This window comes from Eggerthella lenta DSM 2243, assembly GCF_000024265.1.
Taxonomy (GTDB): domain Bacteria; phylum Actinomycetota; class Coriobacteriia; order Coriobacteriales; family Eggerthellaceae; genus Eggerthella; species Eggerthella lenta.
Map to the genome: position 1 here is coordinate 638814 of NC_013204.1, position 21260 is coordinate 660073.

A 21260-nucleotide genomic window follows, 5' to 3' on the forward strand; every position below is an offset into this window, starting at 1 on the left:
ATGACACAGTACGCAATCATCACCGATTTGAACCGGTGCGTCGGATGCCTTGCGTGCACGGTCGCATGCAAAGCGGTGAACAACGTGCCCGTCGGGGCGTTTTGGATCAAGACGCTGCGCGTGGGTCCGAATCCGATCGAGGGCGGAAGCGGCGATTGGCCCGACGTTGAGATGTATTTCCTGCCCATCCAATGCCAGCATTGCGCCGATCCCGAGTGCGTGAAGGTGTGTCCCACGGGCGCCTCGCATAAGGCAGCCGACGGCACCGTGCAGATCGACAAGTCGAAGTGCATTGGCTGCCAGTTCTGCGCGATGAGCTGCCCCTACAACGTTCGCTACCTCAACGAAGAGGAGCGCGTGGTGGAGAAGTGCACGCTGTGCGAGCAGAAGATCGCCCAAGGCGAGCTTCCGCAGTGCGTGGCGCAATGCGGCTCGCGTGCGCGCTTCTTCGGCGACTTGGAGCAGGGCGTGGACGGGTTCGAGGCACCGGCTCCGCCTCAAGCCCTGTCGTGCGACTACGCCGAAATGCAGCAGACGCGCGTCACGCTGAAGGAGTACGTCGAACCGTATACGGAAGACGAGATCCATCGTCTGCCCGATGTTGGAAATGGCCCGGAGCTCATGTACCTGCTGCGCTCCGACCGAAAGTGGAGGGGGTAGACCATGGAACTGCAATGGCCTTTGATCGTGTTTACCACCCTGGTTGCCTGGTCGGCGGGGCTGTTCGGGACGCAGGCGCTGATGGCGGTGTTCGGCGTCGGGAAGAAGGCGCAGGTGCCGGCTTGGGTCTGCTCGGCCGTGCTGCTGGCGGCCGGCGGGATCGCGGTGTTCTTCCATCTCGAGCACTGGGAGCGGATATTCAACGGGTTCGGGCACCTGACGAGCGGGATCACCCAGGAATTGATCGCGATCATCGTGCTTGCCGTGGTGGCTATCGTCTACTTGGTGCTCATGCGCAAGTCCGACGACGGCGCGAGCGTGCCGAAGTGGCTGGCCTGGGTCGCCGTCGCGCTGTCGGTGGTGCTGGTCGCCGTGATGGCGCACTCGTACACGATGGCCGCCCGCCCCGCCTGGGACTCGGCCCTCTGGATCCTCTACGTCCTCGGCAACGCCTGCGTGTTGGGCCCCGCGACGTTCGCCCTCCTCTCCGCCTTGGCTGCAGGGGGACCCCGGGACCAGCCCGCCGAGCGCGCAGCCGACGCCGGGGCCCCCGCGGGTAGGACGCCCCTGGTAGGCGCAGCCGCCAACGCCCTCGCAACCCTCGCCTTCGCCGCCTTCCTCCAGCTCTCCGCCGGCTCCTTCGCCGACGTCGGCCTCTACTTCGACCCGACGCACCCCACCAAGGCCATGGCCGACGCAGCCGCGACGGTCGCCTCCCAGGCCCCGCTCCTGTGGCTGGGCGCCGTGGCCGTCGGCGCGATCGTCCCCCTGGCCGCCGCCTTCCTAGGCAGGCGCACGGGGAACTGGAAGCTCTGGGCCCCGGCAGCCATAATCGCCGCCCTCGTCGGAGCCGTCTGCATGCGCGTCGTCTTCTACAACCTGGGGCTCTCGGTCTTCATGTTCTACTAGCGCGTCCCCCGATAGCGCCCGCGGGGGCGCCGCCGACCAGGCGAGCCCCTCCGCAGGCGCAAGAGGGGGGGAGCCCCCCCCCGCCCCTCCTCGCCCGTGCGCGGCAACGCAGAATGTTTCACGTGAAACATCAGCAACAAAAGAACGAATGTTTCACGTGAAACATCCCAATTTCCCAGTCCTCTTCGAGCGCGATTCGTCTCCCCAAACCCCCTTGCAAACGACGAATCGCTCTCGAAGAGGGCTGGCGGCCTTTCCGTCCCCAGGCACCCCTTCCTGAAAACCGGATTCGGCACCCGTTTCTGCGACTTTTTCGGCTTCGTGGCAAGCGCCACGGGAAAGCCAACTTTTGGCAGGTTTTGCACGATATTCGTAGTCATTTGAGGAATGCTCGGCCAAGCCACTCTCGGCACAACCCTGCGAGCAGGCGAAACGCAAACTGCTTCGCGGCGGTGTTCCTTAGGGCTTTCTTTTAGCGGTTTGAAACCACGAATATCGTGCAAAACCTGCCAGAAATCGGGAAAACTCTGGCGCAAGGGTCATTCGCAGGTCCTTTGCGGGTTGTCTGAAGGTCATTCGCTGAGAGACGGTCTGCTGGTTGCTTGCTTAAAGTAGGGCTGCGCATATAGTACAAAGTGCTAAGCGCCCGAACGGTACGCAGTTGCCTCCCTCGGGCGTTTTTTCATTTGAGGGCGTTATGCTACTCCCGCCCCTCGATCACGTCCAGGAACTCCTGCTTGCTGTGGACGTCCATCTTTTGGTAGATGTGGCGCAGGTGGGTGGTCACCGTGCCGCGCGACAGGTAGAGGTCTTCCTGGATGCGGGTGCTCGAGCGGCCCTTCGCGAACAGGATCATGATCTCGGTTTCCTTCGGCGACAGACCGTATTCCCCGGCCACGTCTTTGCAGCGGTCTTGGAAACGCTGGCGCCTCGGCTCGGCGCCGCCCTTGTCCTCATCGCCCTTCGCCAGCGCGATGAGGTCGTTCTCGTTGAACACGAACATGTACGAGATGAGGATGGCCAGCGTGGCCAGCAGCGCGATCAGGCTGAGGCTCTGCGGCGAGAACGGCGCGAACGTGCACACGAACTGCCCCAGCGAGGAACCGAGCAGCACGCCGAGCGTCACCATGCCCCAGCCGATGCCGAACACCATGACGCCCGACAGCCGGTACGTGAACGAGATGTCGGCGAGCAGTATCCAGATGAGCACGTTGAACGTGCCGTAGCCGGCCAGCGCGATGGTGCTCTCGATCTCGGAAAAGCCGGTGAACACGGGCAGCAGCATGAAGAACACGGCCATGACCAGCATCACCGAGCGGTACACGGGACGTAGGCCCGTTTTGCTGGAGAGCAGCACGCAGCCGTAGACGATGGCGATGGTGAGCAGGCTCGACCAAAGGAGCGGGAAGCGGTAGAAGTTCTCGACGCTGGCCTCGTTCGCGGTGATGAACACCGCGCGCACCACGCCGTCGGCCATGCCGATGAGGCAGGCGCACACGCCGATCTTCCACGAGAACTTCCCCAGGTGGATCTCGAACGGCTGCACGACCGGCTCGGCTTTCGACGACCACGTCCTCAGCTTCACGAACAGAATCCAACCTGACGCGGCGGGCAGCAGCGCGCAGACCACGCACGCTCCGACGGGCGGCAAGGTCAGAACGGCGGGGAAGAGGGCCGCGGCGATCAGGAAGGCGAGCGGCGCTTCGAACGACGTGCGGCGGGGATCGACATTGCGGTACAGCTCGCCGTACCCCAGGTCGATGAGCCCCGATCCGGCGCCGGTCGATACCGAGCCGAACGCGCACAGCGCCAGCGCCGGTGCGCTCGGCAGGGTGGCGCAGGCGAGGGCCAGCGTGCCGACGGTGGTGAGGGCCGGGCCGAGGAAGCGGAACGCGCGATGGCCGATGAGCGCCGTGAAGCGCCGGTGGAAGATCGCGCTTGCGAACAGGGTCGCGCACAGCACGAGCGTCGATCCCAAGTAAGCCGCGCCGGGCAGCGGCTCGCCGTTCCACGTGATGGAGCTGGTGGCGGCGCCTAGGAACATGAGGTACACCCACGCGCGCGCCAGGGCGAAGCCGAGCATGCGCAGGTTCAACAGGCTGCGCGGCGCCGTCTCGCGCAGGCGATCCCGGGCGGTGGTCAGCGGTTTCGGCATGTGCGTCACGAGAATTCCCCCTCAAGATCTCGATCCCCTGAGCCTCATTATAGCGTGCGCGATCCGTCCGGCTCACGTGGCCCGATAGGTTGATGCGTGACGTCATGCTTTGCTCATCAGGTGTTTCTCCAAAATCATGGGAAATGCATGATGGGAAAGCCTCCGATTCGCCCGATTTTTTGCAGAAACGCATGATGCGCGGACGTCCCCTGCCGCGCATGCTCGAACAAAGCGGCGGGCGTTCTCGACGAGCCGTCGCAAGGACGAGACGGAGAAGGAGGAGGAATGGGAAAGCTCAATCTGACGCGCCGTGCGTTCACGAAGCTCACGGCCGTGACGGGTGCGGCGTTGGCCTGCGCGGCAGCGGTCGCCCCGAACGCGGCGCTGGCCGAAGATGCCGGAGCGGCCGCGCGCGGCGACGACGTGAAACGCGTGCGCACGTGCTGCCGCGGCTGCGGAAAGATGGAGTGCGGCGTGTGGGTGACCGTGCAAAACGGCCGCGCTATCAAGGTGGAGGGCGACCAGTCGTCATTCCAGTCGAGCGGCAACTGCTGCGGCAAGTCGCAGTCGTCCATCCAGGCGGCGTACCACCCCGACCGCATCTACCATCCCATGAAGCGCACGAATCCCAAGGGCGAGGATCCCGGCTGGCAGCGCATCACGTGGGACGAGGCGATGGAGATCGTCGGCACCAAGTTCAACGAGCTGATGGACCGCTACGGCGGACAGTGCATCTTCAACATGGCGGGCACGTCGCGCCAGTGGGTGTACGGGCCCTACGCGTTCTACAAGTGGCTGTTCGACACGCCGAACGCGCACGTGGCGTCGGAAATCTGCAAGGGGCCGCGCCGTTTGATGGGGTGGATCAGCTCGGTCGACGGCGCGCCGTGGATGGCGCTGCGCGACGGGCCGCGCGTGTACGTGCAGTGGGGGACCGCGCCCGAAAACTCGAACTACGATGACAGCTGCCGCAACCTCGTGGACAAGATGACCGAGGCCGACGTGCACATCTGCATCGATCCGCGCCTGTCCGGCTCGGGCAAGGAGGCCGACTACTGGCTGAACCTGCGTCCCGGCTCCGACGGCGCGCTGGCGCTGTGCTGGCAGCACCTCGTCATCAAGAACGACCTGGTGGACTGGGAGTTCGTGAAGCGCTGGACGAACTCGTCGTTCCTCGTGGTGGAGGACCGGGAGCCCACGGGCGGCCGCTACATCGACCTGTCCACGCCGCTCAACAACGCCGGCATCCCCGCCGACGTCGTGGGCACGAAGCTCAAGACGCGCCTGCTGAAGGAAAGCGATGTGGTGGAGGGCGGCAGCCCGCGCAAGTTCTACGCGTGGAACAAACTGGCCAACGACGGCGCCGGCGGCTTGGTGATGTGGGACGTCGACACCACGCAATGGGAGGGCTGCAACCACGTGGCCCCCACGCGCGACCAGATGGAGGTCGTGTACAAGGGCACGTCGCAGGAGGGCTATTTGCCGCCGCTGTCCTATCACGAGCTGGAGGAAGCCGGCATCGACCTGGATATGCGTGGGACGCATGAGGTGGAGCTGCTCGACGGTTCGAAGCACACGGCGAAGCCGGTGTGGGCGTACCTCGAGGAATCGGTGGCGGACTGCACGCCCGCGTGGTGCTCCGAGATCACGGGCCTCGATCCTGCGCTCATCGAAGAGGCGTGCCTCGTGTGGGCCACGCGTCCCGAGGGGCAGGATTACGGCAACGGCGGTATCCACCTGAACCTCGCGCCCGACCAGATCGGCAACTGCACGCAGACGGTGCGCGCGGTGCTGCACCTCATCTACATGACCGGCAACTTCGACACGCCCGCCGGCAACCGCGGCCTCACGCGCTCGCCCATCGACGAGCAGGCCACGGCCGCGCCCGGCTCGAACATGCCGCAGGAAGTGAAGGCCCAGCTGATCGCCTTGGGCGAGATCCCCGTGGAAGGCGTCACGCCCGATCCCCTCAACGTGCCCGACCGCTACGACACGCTGTCGAACATGGTGGGCGCCGACGAGTTCCCCATCACGGCGTACTACAACGAGTGGGCCGACGCGACGCGCATCTGGGACGCCTGCCTCACCGGCGAGCCGTACCCCGTGCGCGGCGGCATCAACGAGTCCGGCTCGTTCATGAACATGTCGAACGCGAACCTGGCCTGGGAGGCGTTGCAGTCGCTCGATTTCTGGGTGGACATCAACATGTTCCACCATCCCGGCACCGAGATGGCCGACATCCTGCTGCCGTGCCAGCATTGGCTGGAGATCAACAACATCCGCGTGTCGCAGGGCGCGTCCGGCGGTATCGGCGCCACCATCCGCGCGGTCGAGCCGCCCAGCGACACGAAGTTCGACTACGACATCAACCGCCTGCTGTTCGACGCCGTGGGCGGCCCGAACGGAACCTGGACCAACATCGCGGGCGACGCGCCCGGCGGCTACCACGTGGACGAGCGCTTGGAGGACTGGTTCCAGAACAACTCGAAGACCAATCCCAAGGTGAAATGGCAGCATTGGGACGACTTCGTGGAGGACTTTCAGGAGAACGGCTGGATCAACGCCAAGGAGATCGAGCCCGACCGCTGGGGCACGTACCGCCGCTTCGAGACCGGCTGGATGCGCATCGGCAAGGACGCGTGCACCGGCTCCACGTTCAGCGCGGCGTTCGACGACGCCGGCAATCCGGTGAACAACTTCGGCTGCCCCACGCCGACGGGCCTCGTGGAATTTTGGCCGCTCGTGTTCGAGACGTACTGCGTGGACAAGGCGAACGAGTTCAACCCCGGCAAGTTCGACCTGGTGCACGAGATGATGCCGCACTACGACGAGCCGAAATCGGGCCCCAAGGGCGACGTGGACATGAACGAGTATCCCATTATCCTCACCACCGGCCGCCGCATACCCGTGTACTTCCATTCCGAGCACCGGCAGCTGCCGTGGTGTCGCGAGCTGTGGCCGGCACCGCGTTTGGAGGTGAACCCCGAAGACGCTGCCGAGCTGGGGCTCGAGCAGGGCGATTGGGCCTGGATCGAGACGGAGTGGGGCAAGGTGCGCCAGTGCGTCGATTTGTACTACGGCATCGCGAAGGGGTGGGCGAACGCCGAGCACGCCTGGTGGTTCCCCGAGCTGCCCGCGCCGACGCACGGGTTCGAGCTGTCGAACATCGAGTGCATCTGGAACCCCTACGGCCAGGATCCGTTCATCGGGTCGTCCCACATGCGCGGCGTGCCCGTGAAGATATACAAGGCCACGCCCGAGAACTGCCCCGACGGCAAGGTCATCCCCTGCGCGCCCGAGGACGGCACCGAGATCATCTACGATGCCTCCGACCCGCGCCTGAAGGAATGGCTGCCGAACTACACCATCCGAGAGGAGGCGTAAAGCCATGACCCAGTACGCGATCGTCACCGATTTGAACCGGTGCGTCGGCTGCCTGGCCTGCATGGTTGCCTGCAAGGCGGTCAACAACGTGCCGGTGGGCAACTATTGGAACAAGGTGCTGCGCATCGGCCCCTCGCTGAAAGAGGGGGCCACGTCGTCGCACGACGTGGAGATGTACTACCTGCCCGTGCAGTGCCAGCACTGCGCCGACCCCGAGTGCGTGAAGGTGTGCCCGACGGGCGCCTCGCACAAACTGGAGGACGGCACGGTGCAGATCGACAAGGCGAAGTGCATCGGCTGCCAGTTCTGCGCGATGTCGTGCCCCTACAACGTGCGGTACCTGAACGAGGAAGAGGGCGTCGTGGAGAAGTGCACGCTGTGCGCGCAGATCGTGGGGCAGGGCGGGTTGCCGCAATGCGTCATCCAGTGCGGAGGGCGCGCCCGGTTCTTCGGCGATCTGGACCAGGGGATCGAGTCGTTCGAAGCCCCCGCCGTCGGCTACGACACCGATCGCACCTACGACGGCCTGTATGCAGGCAACCGCGTGACGCTGGGCGAGTTGGCGCAGGACTTCGATGCGAGCACCGATCTGCATCATCTGCCGAACGTCGGCAACGATCCGAACTTCGCGTTCATCCTGCGCAACCGCGACTGGAAGGGTGATGAATAATGGAACTCCAGTGGCCTTTGATTTTGTTCACCACGCTGGTTGCGTGGAGCGCGGGGCTGTTCGGGACGCAGGCGCTGATGGCGGTGTTCGGCGTCGGGAAGAAGGCGCAGGTGCCGGCGTGGGTTGCGTCGGCCGTCTTGCTGGCGGCCGGCGGGATCGCGGTGTTCTTCCACCTTGAGCACTGGGAGCGGATCTTCAACGGGTTCGGGCATTTGACGAGCGGGATCACGCAGGAGCTGATCGCGATCGTGGTGCTTGCCGTGGCCGCCGTGGCCTACCTCGTGCTCATGCGCAAGTCCGACGACGGCGCGAGCGTGCCGAAGTGGCTGGCGTGGCTGTCCGTCGCCTTGTCGGTCGTGCTGGTCGCCGTCATGGCGCACTCGTACACGATGGCCGCCCGCCCCGCTTGGGACTCGGCCCTCTGGATCCTCTACGTCCTCGGCAACGCCTGCGTGTTGGGCCCCGCGACGTTCGCCCTCCTCTCCACCTTGGCTGCAGGGGGACCCGCAGGTCAGCCCGCCGAGCGCGCAGCCGGCGCCGGGGCCCCCGCGGGTCTCGCGGCCCTCGCCGGCGCCGCCATCAACGCCCTCGCAACCCTCGCCTTCGCCGCCTTCCTCCAGCTCTCCGCCGGCTCCTTCGCCGACGTCGGCCTCTACTTCGACCCGACGCACCCCACGAAGGCCATGGCCGACGCCGCCGCGACGGTCGCCTCCCAGGCCCCGCTCCTGTGGCTGGGAGCGGTCGCCGTCGGCGCGATCGTGCCGCTGGCCGCCGCGTTCATGGGCAGGCGCACCGGCAACTGGAGGCTCTGGGCCCCGGCCGCCATAATCGCCGCCCTCGTCGGAGCCGTCTGCATGCGCGTCGTCTTCTACAACCTGGGGCTCTCGGTCTTCATGTTCTACTAGCGCGTCCCCCGGGTCGCGCCTGCGGAGGCCCCTCCAACGAAGCAAGTCCCTCCGCAGGCGCACAGGGCGGCCCCGGCCCTCCTCGAGCGCGATTCGTCTCCCCATACCCCCTTGCAAACGACGGATCGCTCTCGAGGAGGGCTTTGCCAATGCTTTCATTAACGATAGATTTGAATTTTGACAATCCTCGATAGCCGTTCTATACTATCGAAATAAAAATCTATCGTTAATGAAAGCATTGACACATGGAACTGATCGATTTCTCCCTCTATGAGCGCGGCTGGATAAACTACGGAGGCTCGGAGCGCAAGGAATCCATCCTTGTTCCCAACGGCGACGGAACCTTCAGTGACTACATGCTCAAATTTCGCAAACGCACGCCTTTCGGCATGAGGTACAACCACGTTTCCGAATACCTCGGCTCGCATATCTTCGAGCTGCTTGGATTCGATGCCCAAAAGACCTTCCTCGGCACATTCGAGGGCGAGGACGTGGTTGCCTGCAAGAGCTTCGTAGGCGCGGGCGAACAGTTCGTCCCGTTCAACGATGTGGGCGAGAGCACGCTCGACCAGGATAAGGAACGGTATCAATACGAATACGCGGACATCATGCAGATGCTTCGCGACAATTCGAAGCTCGTCGATGTATCGGGGACGATCGCAATGTTCTGGGAGATGTTCGTTGTCGATGCGCTCCTCGGAAATTTCGACCGGCATGGAGCCAACTGGGGATTCGTCAAGCGGAACGGAGCTTATTCGCTCGCGCCGACCTTCGATAACGGCTCGTGCCTGTTCCCCGCGCTTGTCGACGAGGACGAGATGGAGCGCGTCATGGAATCGGAAGACGAGACGGCGAAGCGCGTATACGGGTTCCCCACTTCTCAAATCCGGTTGCGCGGGCGGAAAAGCTCGTACTACGACGTCGTGTCCAGCTTGGAATTCGACGAGTGTAATCGAGCCCTGCGAGAGGTCATGGAGCGTATGGATTTGGAAGCGGCTCATCAGCTCGTGCGATCCGTTCCGAACATAAGCGATCGGCGCAAGGAGTTTTACTGCCATATGCTCGATGCGCGCTATCGGGTCATTCTGGAAGCCCCCTATTCGGACCTGGTGAGGAGGGGCGCATGAGGGAATCGACGACTACGGGGATGATCAGCCTCGATGGTCCCGGGGGCCTGGTATACGAGGTGGGGGCGATCACGTACCTGGTGCGCGAGGACGAGTCGTTTCGCTATACGTTCGTTCCGAATTGGCCGGTGATCGATTTGCTCGAGCCCCCGCTTTTCCAGGGGGTGCCGGGGTACGACCTGTCGTTGCGCAAGACGGAATACGTGCGCGAGAACGTCACCCCGACGTTCGTGAGCGAGCGGGCGCCGTCCGAGAGCCGCGAGGGCTTGTGGCAGCTCCTCGATGCATGCGGCATGGAGTACCTCGACAAGATCGAATGGCTCATCAGGACGGATACGCGCTACATAGGAGATGGCTTGTACGTTCGGCCATTTGAAGAACGCGAGGTCGGTGCCGATGTCGACGTGGCCGACGCGATCGCGGGCGCCGCGAACTCCGAGCAGGCTGCAAGAGCGGTGCTTTCGGCGCTGTGCCGAGGCGATGCCCTCTTTCTGAACGGCGAGCCTATTGCCGACAGCGAGCGCAAGGTGCTGCACGACGTCCTTCTATCCATGTACGAGAAGGCGTATCGCGCGCGCGAGGAGAAGCGCATCTCGGGCGTGCGCGCGGCTGCCGAGCGGGGCGCGTACAAGGGCCGCAAGCGCAAGCCGATGGACGAACTTGTGCTGCGTGAGGTGGTTTCGAGCTATGAAGCGCGCGAGCTGGATGCCGAAGAGGCGGCGGCTCGGCTCGGCGTGAGCGTCTCGACGTTTTTCCGGAGACTGAAAGAGCTTCGGTTGCAAGGGTAATGGCTGTGCAGCATGCTCATGCCTTCTTCTGCTCGTCGATGGTCTGCTCGACCAGATTGAGGATCTCCTGCTGGTTGTGGACGTCCATCTTCGCATAGATGTTGCGAAGGTGGGTCTTCGCGGTGGACTGCGTGATGACGAGCGTGTCCGCGATATGCTGCGCGGTGCGGCCGCGTGCCAGCAATACGAGGATCTCCTCCTCGCGCCCCGTCAGCTGGTACTGGTCGGTGAGCGCATGGCACGCGTTCTGCAGCTTGTTCGCGTGGGGAAGCGCATCGTGAACGTCGGGTGCGTCAGGGCCGGGCCATTGACCGCGGATTGGCGTGTGGTAGTCGGTGATGCTTCCCGAAAGCGACGTGATGGCTCCGCAGGCGAACAATACGACAAGCGCGATGACCGAGCTGGACACGAATACGTCGGGCGACATATGCTCCAATAGAAGAGAGCTCGCCGCTTTGCCCGCGGTGAACGAGAGGAACGCGACGCACCAGGGCATCAGGTAGGGTCGTTTGCTTTCGATGAGGAAGGGGGCCAGCATGATAAAGAGGAACACCAGCTTCTGCGTGATGTTCAGCAAGACGAGGTAGAGGAATATCCACGTCTCGTTCACGAAGGACGACAGCCACAAGGCAAGAAGCACGGTGGGTATGAGGAACACCTTGTACAGCTCGAGGCTCCGCCTGTTCCAGAAGTACTGGACGAGCACGAGGATGGCCGCTCCGCCGCATGCGGTGCCCACGGCCGTGCCCAGCTGGATGATGAGCGATACCGTCCCGCCGTCTTGCAGGGGAATCCATTGGTAGTGGATATGTCCGAACACCACGGCATAGCAAGCCAGCGACAGCATCATCGTCACGACGAATACTCGTCGACCGCGAGGAGCCTGGTCCGAGGGGACGATGAGGGATCGATCGGGGCAGCCGATTCCCGCCACCATGCTCCGCTCCGGGCTCGCGCAGGCATCCTCGCTCGGGATGTCGTCGCGATCCGCACGCGGCGCGCGCGAACGGGCGTATTCCCTGAAATAGCAGAGCAGCACCATCGACACGATGGGGAGCAGCGATACCGTGCCGTAAGCGGCATCCACCTTCAGAAACGCGATGAGGCTGTTCATTGCCGCAACGACGATCGTTCCCAGGCCCAGCACGGCGGCGCAGGCGCGCGCCCCGTAGGGAAAGAGCGCTTTCATCCAGAGAAACAGGATGACGCCCTCTCCAAGCCCGAATACGATGCGCGCGATGGAGGATACGATGGGGTTGTCCTCCCATACGCTTTGCTGCAAGACGACGAACATGGAAGCCGACATCAACGCTCCTGCGCCGATGACGATCGCGGCGGGAACGTGGGTGGGCGCGTCCAGCTTGCGATACGCAAGAGCCAGCATGATCAGGAGAAGGAACGATACGAGCGACGCGACGGCGTGGTAGTCGCCGCTGATATTGACGGTTCTGATCGTCGAGAGGCGGTCGCCTTCGATGGCGAGCAGCGCGCATCCGAAGCCGATCGAAGCGATCGCGATTCCCGGCACCTCGCGAATCGCCAGCGCAAGCGGCGACGATCCTCGTTCGTCTGTCATGCGGACCCCCTTTTACTCACATCCCCATGGCGATAAGGCTCGTTCGAGCATTGTCGTCAGTATAGCAATTCGCCGATACCGCGGCGGCGGGCGGATGGCGAAATACCACTCTCGGTGGTAGGTCTTTCATGAGCTCGATAGTAGGGTTTCTGACCTGGTTGAACAGAGTTCGCATCAGCGGTGGGGTGCTCAACTCGCGCTCGATCTGCATCATGGTTCGCACGGACGCTTGGTCCGGCCCGCTCGTTGGAGTGCGGGTGAAAAGGGAACCGGCAGAGGAGGAGCTATGGCGAACACCACGCAAAGGCGGTCGTTCGGCACCATGAGCCGTCGCAGCTTCATGAGGCTCGCAGGGGTGACGAGCGCTGCGCTTGCGCTGACGTCGGCAACGGCGCCGGCGGCGCTTGCCGAAGAGCACGACAGCGGAACGGTTGCGTCGTCGGACGGCGTGCAGCGTATTCGCACGATGTGCCGCGGGTGCGGCAAGATGGAATGCGGCGTGTGGGTGACGGTGGAGAACGGCCGCGCCATCAAGATCGAGGGGGACGAGAGCTCGTTCGCGTCGTCGGGGAACAGCTGCAGCAAGTCGCAGGCTTCGCTGCAGGCGTGCTACCATCCCGATCGGCTCGCGTATCCCATGAAACGCACGAATCCCAAGGGCGACGACGATCCGGGTTGGGTGCGCATCAGCTGGGACGAGGCTCTCGCCGAAGCCGGCACGAAGCTCAACGAGATCAAGGAGCAGCGCGGCGGGAACTCCATGTTCTCGATGTGCGGCACCAGCCGCATCTACTGCATGGCGAGCGCGCTCGGCATGCAGGGCATTCTGAACACGGCGAACACCCATCAGGCGTACCAGATTTGCAAGGGTCCCCGCCATGTGGCCACCGGTATGGTGTCGGCTCGTGCGTACAGCTGGATGGCCACGGTCGACCGGCCGAGCGTGTTCGTGCAATGGGGCGGCGCTTCGGAGCTGTCCAACTACGATGACTCGTGTCGCACGACGGTCGATGCTGCGGTCAAGGCGGACAAGCACATCATCGTCGATCCGCGTCAGACGAACCTCGGCAAAGAAGCCGACATATGGAATCCGCTGCGTCCCGGCACCGACGGCGCGGTGGGGCTCGGCTGGCTCAACGTGATCATGGAGAACAACCTGTACGACGAGCTTTGGGTGAAGCGGTGGACGAACGGCCCGTTCCTCGTGTGCGAGGATATCGAGCCTTCCGGTTGGCAGCAGATGGGTGCCGGCGGTCCAGAAGAAATCAAAACGCGCCTGCTCAAGGAATCCGATGTGCAGGAAGACGGCAGTCCGAAACGGTTCATGGTCTACGATCAGTTGAACCAGCGGCTTACGTATTTCGATGCGGATACGGGATACTGGGAGGGCGAGCAGCCGCGTACGCTGACGGGGAAGGAGGCGCGGCAAAAGCACCTCGCACCCGGCGTGACGCAAGGTTGGGTGCCCGATCCTACCGGGTTCGATCCGGAGATCGATCCTCAGATATTCGGGCAGGTGGAAGTCACCCTGAAAGACGCTTCGACCTCGGTCTGCAAAACGGTGTGGCAAACGTTCTCGGACTACGTAGCCGATTTCACGCCCGAGAAAGTGGAGGAGATCACCAGCGTTTCGGCTGATGCTTTGCGCGAGGCGGCCATCACCTATGCGACGCCTATCGATCCATCGACCGGATACGGCAACGGCGGCATCCAGTACATGCTGGCCATCGAGCATGCGTGCAACTCGGTCCAGAACAGCCGTATCTGCGATCTCATCGTGGGGATCACGGGGAACTTCGACACCCCCGGCGGCAATCGCGGCGCAACGGCCGCGACTTTCGACGAAGAGTTCGCCATGATGGGCAGCGGTCTGCCCATGGCGTCGGCTGACTTGTGGGACAAGGTGCTGGGCGTGGAGGACATTCCTTTGCTCAAGCATCACGGCATCTGGGCCGATTCGACGGCCATTTGGGATGCGTGCAACAACGAAGGGGCGCCGTACCCGTTGTACGGCGGCGTCTGCCAGTCGGGCGATGTGATGAACATGTCCAACGCTCTTTGGGGTTGGGAAGGCTTGAAGAAGCTGGACTTCCTGCTGGACATCGACCTGTGGCATACGCCCACGTCGCAGCTGGCGGATATCCTGCTGCCTGCGCGCCATTGGCTCGAGGTGGATTGCCCTCGCCGCTCCCAAGGGTCTGGCGGCATGGAGGGAAGCCATTGCAAGTGCGTGGAGCCGCTCGGCGAGAGCTGGTTCGACGTGGACATCATCATCCAGCTGTGCAAGGCCATGGGCATTCCCTGGAGCGCCGACCCCGACGATCCGTGGCCGGACTCCATCAAGGAGCTTGATGCGGCATGCGAGCCGATGGGTCTTACCTGGGAGGAGTGGAAGCAGGAGTTTCAGAAGACCGGTTTCCGCGACTGCAAGAAGGAATACCCCGACGACTGGGGCACTTACCGACGCTACGAAACGGGCCACTGCCGCTCCGATGGCAAGCCGGGCTTGCAGACGCCCACGCTCAAGCAGGAGATATGGTCGACCATCATCGAGACGTACCATCCTGACGGCCGGTACAACCTTCCCACGTATTCCGAGCCCCCGGAGAGTCCCGTTGCGCAGCCTGAGCGGGCTCAGGAGTACCCCTACATCATGACGACGGGCCGTCGCATTCCCGTGTACTTCCACTCCGAGCACCGGCAGCTGCCGTGGTGCCGCGAGCTGTGGCCGGTGCCGCGCGTAGAGATCAACCCGAAGGATGCGCTTGAGCTCGGCATAGAGCAGGGCGATTGGGTGTGGATCGAGACAGAGCGCGGCAAGGTGCGACAAGTGGCGGATCTCTATCACGGCATCCGCCCGGGGACCATCAACTGCGAGCATCAGTGGTGGCTGCCCGAGTTCCACGGCGCGACGAAGGGTTTCGACCTCATCAGCATCAACTGCCTGGTGAACAAGGACATGCGCGATCCTCTGTGCGGATCTTCGTACGCGCGCGCTTACAACGTGAAGGTGTACAAAGCCACGCCCGAGAACTCGCCGTTCGGCAATCCCGTGCCGTGCGACGTCGACGGGACCGAGATGATCACGTCGCCCGATGACCCGCGTTTGAAGGAATGGCTGCCGAACTACGAGGGGAGGGACTAGGCTATGACTCAGTATGCGATTGCCACCGATCTCAATCGGTGCGTAGGCTGCCTGGCATGCTCGGTGACCTGCAAAGTGGTGAACGACGTTCCTATCGGGTCGTATTGGAACAAGGTGCTGCGCATCGGCCCGAATCCGAAGTTCGAAGGCGCCGAGTTCCCCGATGTGGAGATGTACTTCCTCACCGTGCAATGCCAGCACTGCGCCGACCCCGAGTGCGTGAAGGTGTGCCCGACCGGTGCCTCGCACAAGCTGGAGGACGGAACCGTGCAGATCGACAAGTCCAAGTGCATCGGCTGCCAGTTCTGCGCCATGTCGTGCCCGTACGGGGTGCGGTATTTGAACGAGGAGGAGCGCGTGGTGGAGAAGTGCACCTTGTGCGAGCAGAAGATTGCCCAGGGCGAGCTGCCGCAGTGCGTCACGCAATGTGGCGGCCGTGCGCGCTATTTCGGTGATCTGGAGCAAGGGATCGCAGGTTTCGAGGGCCCGGCTCCCATCGATATCGCTTCAAGGAACGTCGACTACGATGCGACCGTCCAGAGTCGCGCGAAGTTGGTCGACGAGATCGAGTCGTATGCCGAAAGCGATGTGTATCGCCTGCCGAACGTGGGGAACAACCCGAGCTTCGTGTACATCCTGCGCAATCGTACGTGGCAAGGAGGCGGTGAATAATGGAACTGCAGTGGCCTTTGATTATCTTTACCACCCTGGTTGCCTGGTCGGCGGGGCTGTTCGGGACGCAGGCGCTGATGGCGGTGTTCGGCGTCGGCAAGAAGGCGCAGGTGCCGGCTTGGGTTTGCTCGGCCGTCTTGCTCGCGGCCGGCGGGATCGCGGTGTTCTTCCACCTGGAGCACTGGGAGCGGATCTTCAACGGGTTCGGGCACCTGACGAGCGGGATCACGCAGGAGCTGATCGCGATCGTCGTGCTGGCGGTCGTCGCGGTCGCGTATCTCGTGCTCATGCGCAAGTCCGACGACGGCGCCAGCGTGCCGAAGTGGCTGGCGTGGGTCGCCGTCGCCTTGTCGGTCGTGCTCGTGGCCGTCATGGCGCACAGCTACACGATGGCCGCCCGCCCCGCCTGGGACTCGGCCCTCTGGATCCTCTACGTCCTCGGCAACGCCTGCGTGTTGGGGCCGGCGACGTTCCTCCTCCTCTCCGCCTTGGCTGCAGGGGGACCCGGGGACCAGCCCGCCGAGCGCGCAGCCGGCGCCGGGGCCCCCGCGGGTCTCGCGGCCCTCGCCGGCGCCGCCCTCAACGCCCTCGCGGCCCTCGCCTTCGCCGCCTTCCTCCAGCTCTCCGCCGGCTCCTTCGCCGACGTCGGCCTCTACTTCGACCCGACGCACCCCACCAGGGCCATGGCCGACGCCGCGGCCACCGTGGGCGCGCAGGCCCCGCTCCTGTGGCTGGGAGTGGTGGCCGTCGGCGCGATCGTCCCCCTGGCCGCCGCCTTCGTGGGCAGGCGCACCGGCAACTGGAAGCTCTGGGCCCCGGTCGCCATCGCCGCCGCCCTCGTCGGAGCCGTCTGCATGCGCGTCGCCTTCTACAACCTGGGGCTCTCGGTCTTCATGTTCTACTAGCGCATCCCCCGATAGCGCCTGCGGGGGCGCCGCCGACCAGGCGAGCCCCTCCGCAGGCGCACGGGGGCGGGGCGCTACGCCCGCAGGCGCACGGGTCGGGGGCCTCCCCTGCGCGCACGACCCTCCCCGGCCCTCCAAGAGCGCGGTTCGCCATCCCCACACCCCCTTGCAAACGGCGAACCGCTCTCCCGGAGGGCCCGGATTCAGGCTTTTTCGTCTCGGCGGTGGCGCATGATGATTTCGCGTGATTCATCAAGTGCTTCAATGAGCGGCTTGAGGCGTTCTTCGTTTTCCTGCTTGTAGATGCAGTAGATGATGAAATGCGCATCCTCGTCCGAAATGGGGATGCTTACGGTTTGGTTTACATCTTCGAGAAATTTGAGTTGCCGAAGATTCTTCTGCAAGATGAGCACGCCGCCGTCAGGAGAGGTAGTCGCATAGCTTGTCACGGCACGCCCTAGTTTGGGACGTTTTTTTGGCTCGAATCCGTGTTCGTGGCATATCTGCTCGATCCGTCTCCATCCCGAAACGGAGTATTCATCGATGAACTGGATAAACGTCTCGTCAGCTAGTTCGTCTATGCTGATTTCCGAGCGATCAGCAAGTGGATGGTCGCGATCAACGACGGCAACAAATGGCGTTTGAACAAGCGGGCGGAAAACCAGCCCTCGCTCTTCGAGCGCATGAGCCTCGTCGTACGCGAACACCATATCCACCTCGTCTCGATCCAACTGATCGAACAGAGGTCGATCCTGATGGTGCTCAAACAGAATGGGTACATGGTGCTGGTCATTGAGCAGCACGGTGGACAGCGAGATGATGCTCGACACCGTGTTGTCGTAGAGTATCCCGTCTACCCGGATGGGCCGTTCTTTCACGACCGTGGCTATGGCTGCTTGGGCCCTGTCGTATGCATCGACCATCTCCATCGCGCATCCGAACAGAATACGTCCTGCTTCGCTCAGTTGCACGGTTCTTCGGTCGCGGATGAATAACTCGGCGTCGAACTCGCGTTCCAACGCAACGATATGCTTGCTCAGCGCAGGCTGGGTCATATGCAGCTTCTCAGCTGCTTCGGTGTAGTTGAGGCAGCGCGCCAAAACGATGAACTCGCGATAGAAGTCGATGTTCATAGGATCCCCTTCCGCCCGTTAGAGCGTTCCCCGCTTCATGGTATCACGTCGACGGCGTCCGCGCGTTTCCGGATTGTCTGTGGTAGAAAACGGAATAACGATATGCACCTTCATCTCGGTTGGCCTGCGACGTTCGTTTTCATTATTTCCATATGCTTTGGCTGCTCGCCATACTCAGGTTTAAGGAAAGCCTTGAGAGAAGGAGGGTGTATGGGGAAGACGACCGTGACAAGGCGCGCGTTCGCTCAGCTTGCCGCCGCGACAGGCGCAATAGCCGCTATGGGTGTTGGAACTCGTCCTGCGGTGGCGCTTACCGATGGCAATTCGGGGACGGCGGGCGAGCGGGGGATCAAGAAGATACGCTCGTGCTGCCGCGGCTGCGGAAAGGTCGAATGCGGTGTGTGGGTGTACATCCAAGATGGCAAAGTGGTTCGAACCGAAGGTGACGAAACCTGCTTCAACACTATGGGCAATCATTGCAGCAAGGGGCAAGCGTCCATTCAGGCTGCGTATCATCCTGATCGTATCAAGTTCCCAATGAAGCGCACGAACCCGAAGGGCAGCGAAGATCCAGGTTGGGTGAGGATCAGCTGGGACGAGGCCTACCGGACCATTGCGGACAATATTATGCAGTTGCGTGAGAAGTACGGTCCTGAAAGCTTGTTCACGTGGTGCGGTACGGGCCGACAGTGGTGCATGCAGTCCGATGCTGGCATGGCGCTTGAGCTGTTCGGTACGCCGAACATCATCGCGGCGTACCAAGTGTGCAAGGGTCCGCGCCATTTTTCGTCGCGTCTCGACAACGTTCAGGCGTGGTCTTGGAGTGAGGTGATAAACCATTCGACGAAATACGTCCAATGGGCTACCGATCCCTCCGTTTCGAATTACGACGATTCGTCTCGTTTGGTAATTGATGTGGCGCGCGAAGCTGAGGCTTTTATCGTGGTTGACCCTCGCCTGTCGAATCTTGGCCGCACTGCGAAGTATTGGTTAAACTTGCGACCTGGCACCGATAATGCCATGGCGCTAGGATGGTGCCATATCATATTGAAGCACGATCTGGTGGATTGGCAGTTCGTGAAACGCTGGTCCAATGCCTCGTTCATCGTCGTGCCCGATATGGACCCTTCGGGCTACACCGAGGCGGTTCAAAACACGAAAAGCCCCTACGAATATCGTACGCGTTTGCTGACCGAAGCCGACATAGATCCTTCTATGGTTGACTGGGAGATTGAAGGCGAGGGGAATCCAAAACGTTATCTTGTGTACGATCAGATCAATCGGCGCTGGACATATTGGCAAGCCGATCCCGAAGACGCGCATTGGGAAGGCGAGACCTGGACAAAACAAACCTCTGGATTCACGCAAGACGTTTCGCGTCTTCGCGACGACGAATCGAAGGTGGCTGGCTGGATCGCGGATCTGTCGGAATTCGATCCGCGTATCGATCCGGCGCTCACCGGGGAATTCGAAGTAAGGCTTAAGGACGGAAGTACGCATATCGGCCGTCCTGCATGGGATTTGTGGGCTGAGTACCTGCAACAATTCACTCCCGAACGAGTGTCGGAGATCACGGGCGTGGATGCCCAGCTTATCGAAGACGCCGTGGTTGAATGGGCAACGCGCGATGACCCGCGCATACCCAACGGCGGTATAAATTACGGTCTGGGCGTGGAGCATGCGGGCAACTCAACGCAGAATTGCAGGGCCATTATGGCGGCTTGCGCAATGGTAGGCGCCATCGACACGCCGGGCGGCCAGCGCGGTGCGACGAACGGATGGACCGAACAGTCGGGTCCGTGCGCCATGCTTCCGTCGATGGCGGCATTCGCGTTCATGCCCACGCCCGACTTGTCGCTCAAGATGGCCGGAAATGAGAAGATGCCGCTTCTATACTGGTACGGTGTGTGGTGCGATGCCAATGCCGCCATGGAATGCGCGCACAAGGAGCCGGATGCGCCCTATGAGATTCATGGTGGCATGATCGGCTCGGGCGACCATATGAACATGGGCAACGCAACGTACAATTGGGAAGCGCTCAACATGCTCGACTTTCTGTTCGAGGCGAATCTGTGGCATTCCCCTACTTCAGGTGCGGCCGACATCCTCCTTCCGGTCTGCCATTGGACCGAGATCAACGCGTATCGCATTGCCCAAGGGGCATCCGGTGGGTTTGGCCTATGCGTGAAAGCTGTTGATCCTCCTGGCGAATGCAAAAGCGATCCGTTGTACTTCATGGAGCTGTCGAAGTATTTCGGCGTCCCAGCGTTTGACGGCGACGATCCGTGGCTCGAGAACAAACCTGATGCCGATCTCGAAATCGAAAACCTCACGATTCAGTGCTGTGTCCAAGGATGCGCGCCATACAACAATTGGAACGAGTTGGAGGCTGCATTCCAAGAGCACGGTTGGTGGAACATGAAACGCGAGATCCCGGAAGACTGGGGCACGTACCGTCGATACGAGGTGGGGCAGGCGTATCGGTTGGCTCCCCATCAGCAACCGGCTCAGCTGAACATCAATAAACCGGGGTTCCCCACACCTACGATGAAACATGAGTTTTGGTGCACTTCCATCGAATCGTTCTTCCCGGAGGGGGCGGATGGCCCTGAGCTTGCACCCGGGTTCACTTCCGAAGCGCTGCCTTATTATGCAGAGCCCGCACACGGCCCTGTGGTCGATGCGGAAACGTACAAGGAGTATCCCATTACCTGCATCACTGGACGACGCATACCGGTGTACTTCCACTCCGAGCACCGACAGCTGCCCTGGTGTCGCGAGCTTTGGCCGGTGCCTCGCATGGAGATCAATCCCGATACGGCTGCTGAACTTGGACTCGAACAAGGAGATTGGGCCTGGATCGAGAGCCCTTGGGGCAAGGTGCGACAGACGGTCGATCTCTATTACGGCATTAAGCCGAACATGATCAACGCCGAGCATCAATGGTGGTATCCGGAGTTGGCTCAAGCGGACAAAGGATATGAGTTGTCATGCATCAATTGCATTACCGATCGGAAGACTCAGGATAAATACAATGGATCGTCGAATGTGCGCACCTATCCAGTGAAGGTGTACAAAGCCACGCCTGAGAATTCCCCCTTTGGGAATCCTATCCCTTGCGGAAACGATGGGACTGAGATCATTCATGACTCTTCTGATCCTCGCCTCAAGCTATGGGAAATCGGCGCTGCTGGCATCCATCCGGATCACTTCGAGTAGGAGAGGGGGAAT

At 62.4% G+C, this 21260-nt stretch carries 14 protein-coding genes; 11 read left to right on the forward strand and 3 right to left on the reverse strand.

All coding sequences use genetic code 11. The annotated features are described in order from the left end of the window. Nucleotides 1–660 carry a 4Fe-4S dicluster domain-containing protein gene (locus tag ELEN_RS02485; protein ID WP_015760014.1) on the forward strand — a complete coding sequence of 220 codons (660 nt, stop codon included), beginning with the start codon at nt 1–3 and terminating at the stop codon, nt 658–660. A gap of 3 nt (nt 661–663) precedes the next feature. Then, nucleotides 664–1569: a dimethyl sulfoxide reductase anchor subunit family protein gene (locus ELEN_RS02490; RefSeq protein WP_015760015.1), complete on the forward strand. Its 906-nt coding sequence runs from the start codon at nt 664–666 to the stop codon at nt 1567–1569. A 700-nt stretch (nt 1570–2269) separates the two neighbouring features. Here ELEN_RS02490 and ELEN_RS02495 read toward each other — a convergent pair. After that, complete coding sequence (locus tag ELEN_RS02495) at nt 2270–3724, reverse strand: LuxR C-terminal-related transcriptional regulator (protein WP_229068725.1); 1455 nt, start codon at nt 3722–3724, stop codon at nt 2270–2272. 285 nt (nt 3725–4009) lie between these two features. Between ELEN_RS02495 and ELEN_RS02500 the strand changes: the two genes are divergently transcribed. The 5 genes from ELEN_RS02500 (at nt 4010) to ELEN_RS02520 (ending at nt 10598) form a co-directional block, all read left to right on the forward strand. After that, the gene (locus tag ELEN_RS02500) at nt 4010–7108 is read left to right on the forward strand and encodes a molybdopterin-containing oxidoreductase family protein (RefSeq protein WP_009608075.1); all 3099 of its coding nucleotides are present in this window, start codon (nt 4010–4012) and stop codon (nt 7106–7108) included. Nucleotides 7109–7112: 4 nt separating this feature from the next. Beyond that, nucleotides 7113–7778, forward strand: a complete 666-nt coding sequence (locus ELEN_RS02505; protein ID WP_009608205.1) for a 4Fe-4S dicluster domain-containing protein — start codon at nt 7113–7115, stop codon at nt 7776–7778. Then, the gene (locus tag ELEN_RS02510; protein WP_009608140.1) at nt 7778–8683 is read left to right on the forward strand and encodes a dimethyl sulfoxide reductase anchor subunit family protein; all 906 of its coding nucleotides are present in this window, start codon (nt 7778–7780) and stop codon (nt 8681–8683) included. Before ELEN_RS02505 ends, ELEN_RS02510 begins: the two co-directional genes overlap by 1 nt. Nucleotides 8684–8928: 245 nt before the next feature. Then, nucleotides 8929–9810, forward strand: a complete 882-nt coding sequence (locus ELEN_RS02515) for a HipA domain-containing protein (RefSeq protein WP_009608187.1) — start codon at nt 8929–8931, stop codon at nt 9808–9810. Continuing rightward, nucleotides 9807–10598 carry a recombinase family protein gene (locus ELEN_RS02520; RefSeq protein ID WP_009608164.1) on the forward strand — a complete coding sequence of 264 codons (792 nt, stop codon included), beginning with the start codon at nt 9807–9809 and terminating at the stop codon, nt 10596–10598. Before ELEN_RS02515 ends, ELEN_RS02520 begins: the two co-directional genes overlap by 4 nt. Before the next feature lie 16 nt (nt 10599–10614). Here the strand turns inward: ELEN_RS02520 and ELEN_RS02525 are convergent, their stop codons facing one another. Further along, complete coding sequence (locus tag ELEN_RS02525) at nt 10615–12174, reverse strand: helix-turn-helix transcriptional regulator (RefSeq protein ID WP_009608065.1); 1560 nt, start codon at nt 12172–12174, stop codon at nt 10615–10617. 286 nt (nt 12175–12460) lie between these two features. Between ELEN_RS02525 and ELEN_RS02535 the strand changes: the two genes are divergently transcribed. Genes ELEN_RS02535 through ELEN_RS02545 form a run of 3 tightly spaced genes read left to right on the forward strand, consistent with a single transcriptional unit; the run spans nt 12461 to nt 16896 of the window. Then, entirely contained in the window at nt 12461–15319 is a 2859-nt protein-coding gene (locus tag ELEN_RS02535) for a molybdopterin-containing oxidoreductase family protein (protein WP_009607964.1), read from the forward strand. A gap of 3 nt (nt 15320–15322) precedes the next feature. Beyond that, nucleotides 15323–15991, forward strand: a complete 669-nt coding sequence (locus ELEN_RS02540; RefSeq protein ID WP_009608072.1) for a 4Fe-4S dicluster domain-containing protein — start codon at nt 15323–15325, stop codon at nt 15989–15991. Further along, nucleotides 15991–16896: a dimethyl sulfoxide reductase anchor subunit family protein gene (locus ELEN_RS02545; RefSeq protein ID WP_015760017.1), complete on the forward strand. Its 906-nt coding sequence runs from the start codon at nt 15991–15993 to the stop codon at nt 16894–16896. The genes ELEN_RS02540 and ELEN_RS02545 overlap by 1 nt, the downstream gene beginning before the upstream one ends. 203 nt (nt 16897–17099) lie before the next feature. Here ELEN_RS02545 and ELEN_RS02550 read toward each other — a convergent pair whose 3' ends face one another. Next, entirely contained in the window at nt 17100–18029 is a 930-nt protein-coding gene (locus tag ELEN_RS02550) for a LysR family transcriptional regulator (RefSeq protein ID WP_009608113.1), read from the reverse strand. A gap of 210 nt (nt 18030–18239) precedes the next feature. Here ELEN_RS02550 and ELEN_RS02555 point away from each other — a divergent pair, with 210 nt between their 5' ends. After that, nucleotides 18240–21248 (forward strand): molybdopterin-containing oxidoreductase family protein, encoded by a 3009-nt coding sequence (locus ELEN_RS02555; protein ID WP_009608149.1) that lies wholly within the window; start codon nt 18240–18242, stop codon nt 21246–21248. Nucleotides 21249–21260: the final 12 nt, after the last annotated feature.

What these genes read in the sequence shown, in the direction of transcription:
- ELEN_RS02545 (WP_015760017.1), top strand. Translation starts at nt 15,991, where the DNA reads ATGGAACTGCAGTGGCCTTTGATTATCTTTACCACCCTGGTTGCCTGG.
- ELEN_RS02515 (WP_009608187.1), top strand. Translation starts at nt 8,929, where the DNA reads ATGGAACTGATCGATTTCTCCCTCTATGAGCGCGGCTGGATAAACTAC.
- ELEN_RS02520 (WP_009608164.1), top strand. Translation starts at nt 9,807, where the DNA reads ATGAGGGAATCGACGACTACGGGGATGATCAGCCTCGATGGTCCCGGG.
- ELEN_RS02535 (WP_009607964.1), top strand. Translation starts at nt 12,461, where the DNA reads ATGGCGAACACCACGCAAAGGCGGTCGTTCGGCACCATGAGCCGTCGC.
- ELEN_RS02495 (WP_229068725.1), bottom strand. Translation starts at nt 3,724, where the DNA reads ATGCCGAAACCGCTGACCACCGCCCGGGATCGCCTGCGCGAGACGGCG.
- ELEN_RS02540 (WP_009608072.1), top strand. Translation starts at nt 15,323, where the DNA reads ATGACTCAGTATGCGATTGCCACCGATCTCAATCGGTGCGTAGGCTGC.
- ELEN_RS02550 (WP_009608113.1), bottom strand. Translation starts at nt 18,029, where the DNA reads ATGAACATCGACTTCTATCGCGAGTTCATCGTTTTGGCGCGCTGCCTC.
- ELEN_RS02555 (WP_009608149.1), top strand. Translation starts at nt 18,240, where the DNA reads ATGGGGAAGACGACCGTGACAAGGCGCGCGTTCGCTCAGCTTGCCGCC.
- ELEN_RS02510 (WP_009608140.1), top strand. Translation starts at nt 7,778, where the DNA reads ATGGAACTCCAGTGGCCTTTGATTTTGTTCACCACGCTGGTTGCGTGG.
- ELEN_RS02525 (WP_009608065.1), bottom strand. Translation starts at nt 12,174, where the DNA reads ATGACAGACGAACGAGGATCGTCGCCGCTTGCGCTGGCGATTCGCGAG.
- ELEN_RS02485 (WP_015760014.1), top strand. Translation starts at nt 1, where the DNA reads ATGACACAGTACGCAATCATCACCGATTTGAACCGGTGCGTCGGATGC.
- ELEN_RS02505 (WP_009608205.1), top strand. Translation starts at nt 7,113, where the DNA reads ATGACCCAGTACGCGATCGTCACCGATTTGAACCGGTGCGTCGGCTGC.
- ELEN_RS02500 (WP_009608075.1), top strand. Translation starts at nt 4,010, where the DNA reads ATGGGAAAGCTCAATCTGACGCGCCGTGCGTTCACGAAGCTCACGGCC.
- ELEN_RS02490 (WP_015760015.1), top strand. Translation starts at nt 664, where the DNA reads ATGGAACTGCAATGGCCTTTGATCGTGTTTACCACCCTGGTTGCCTGG.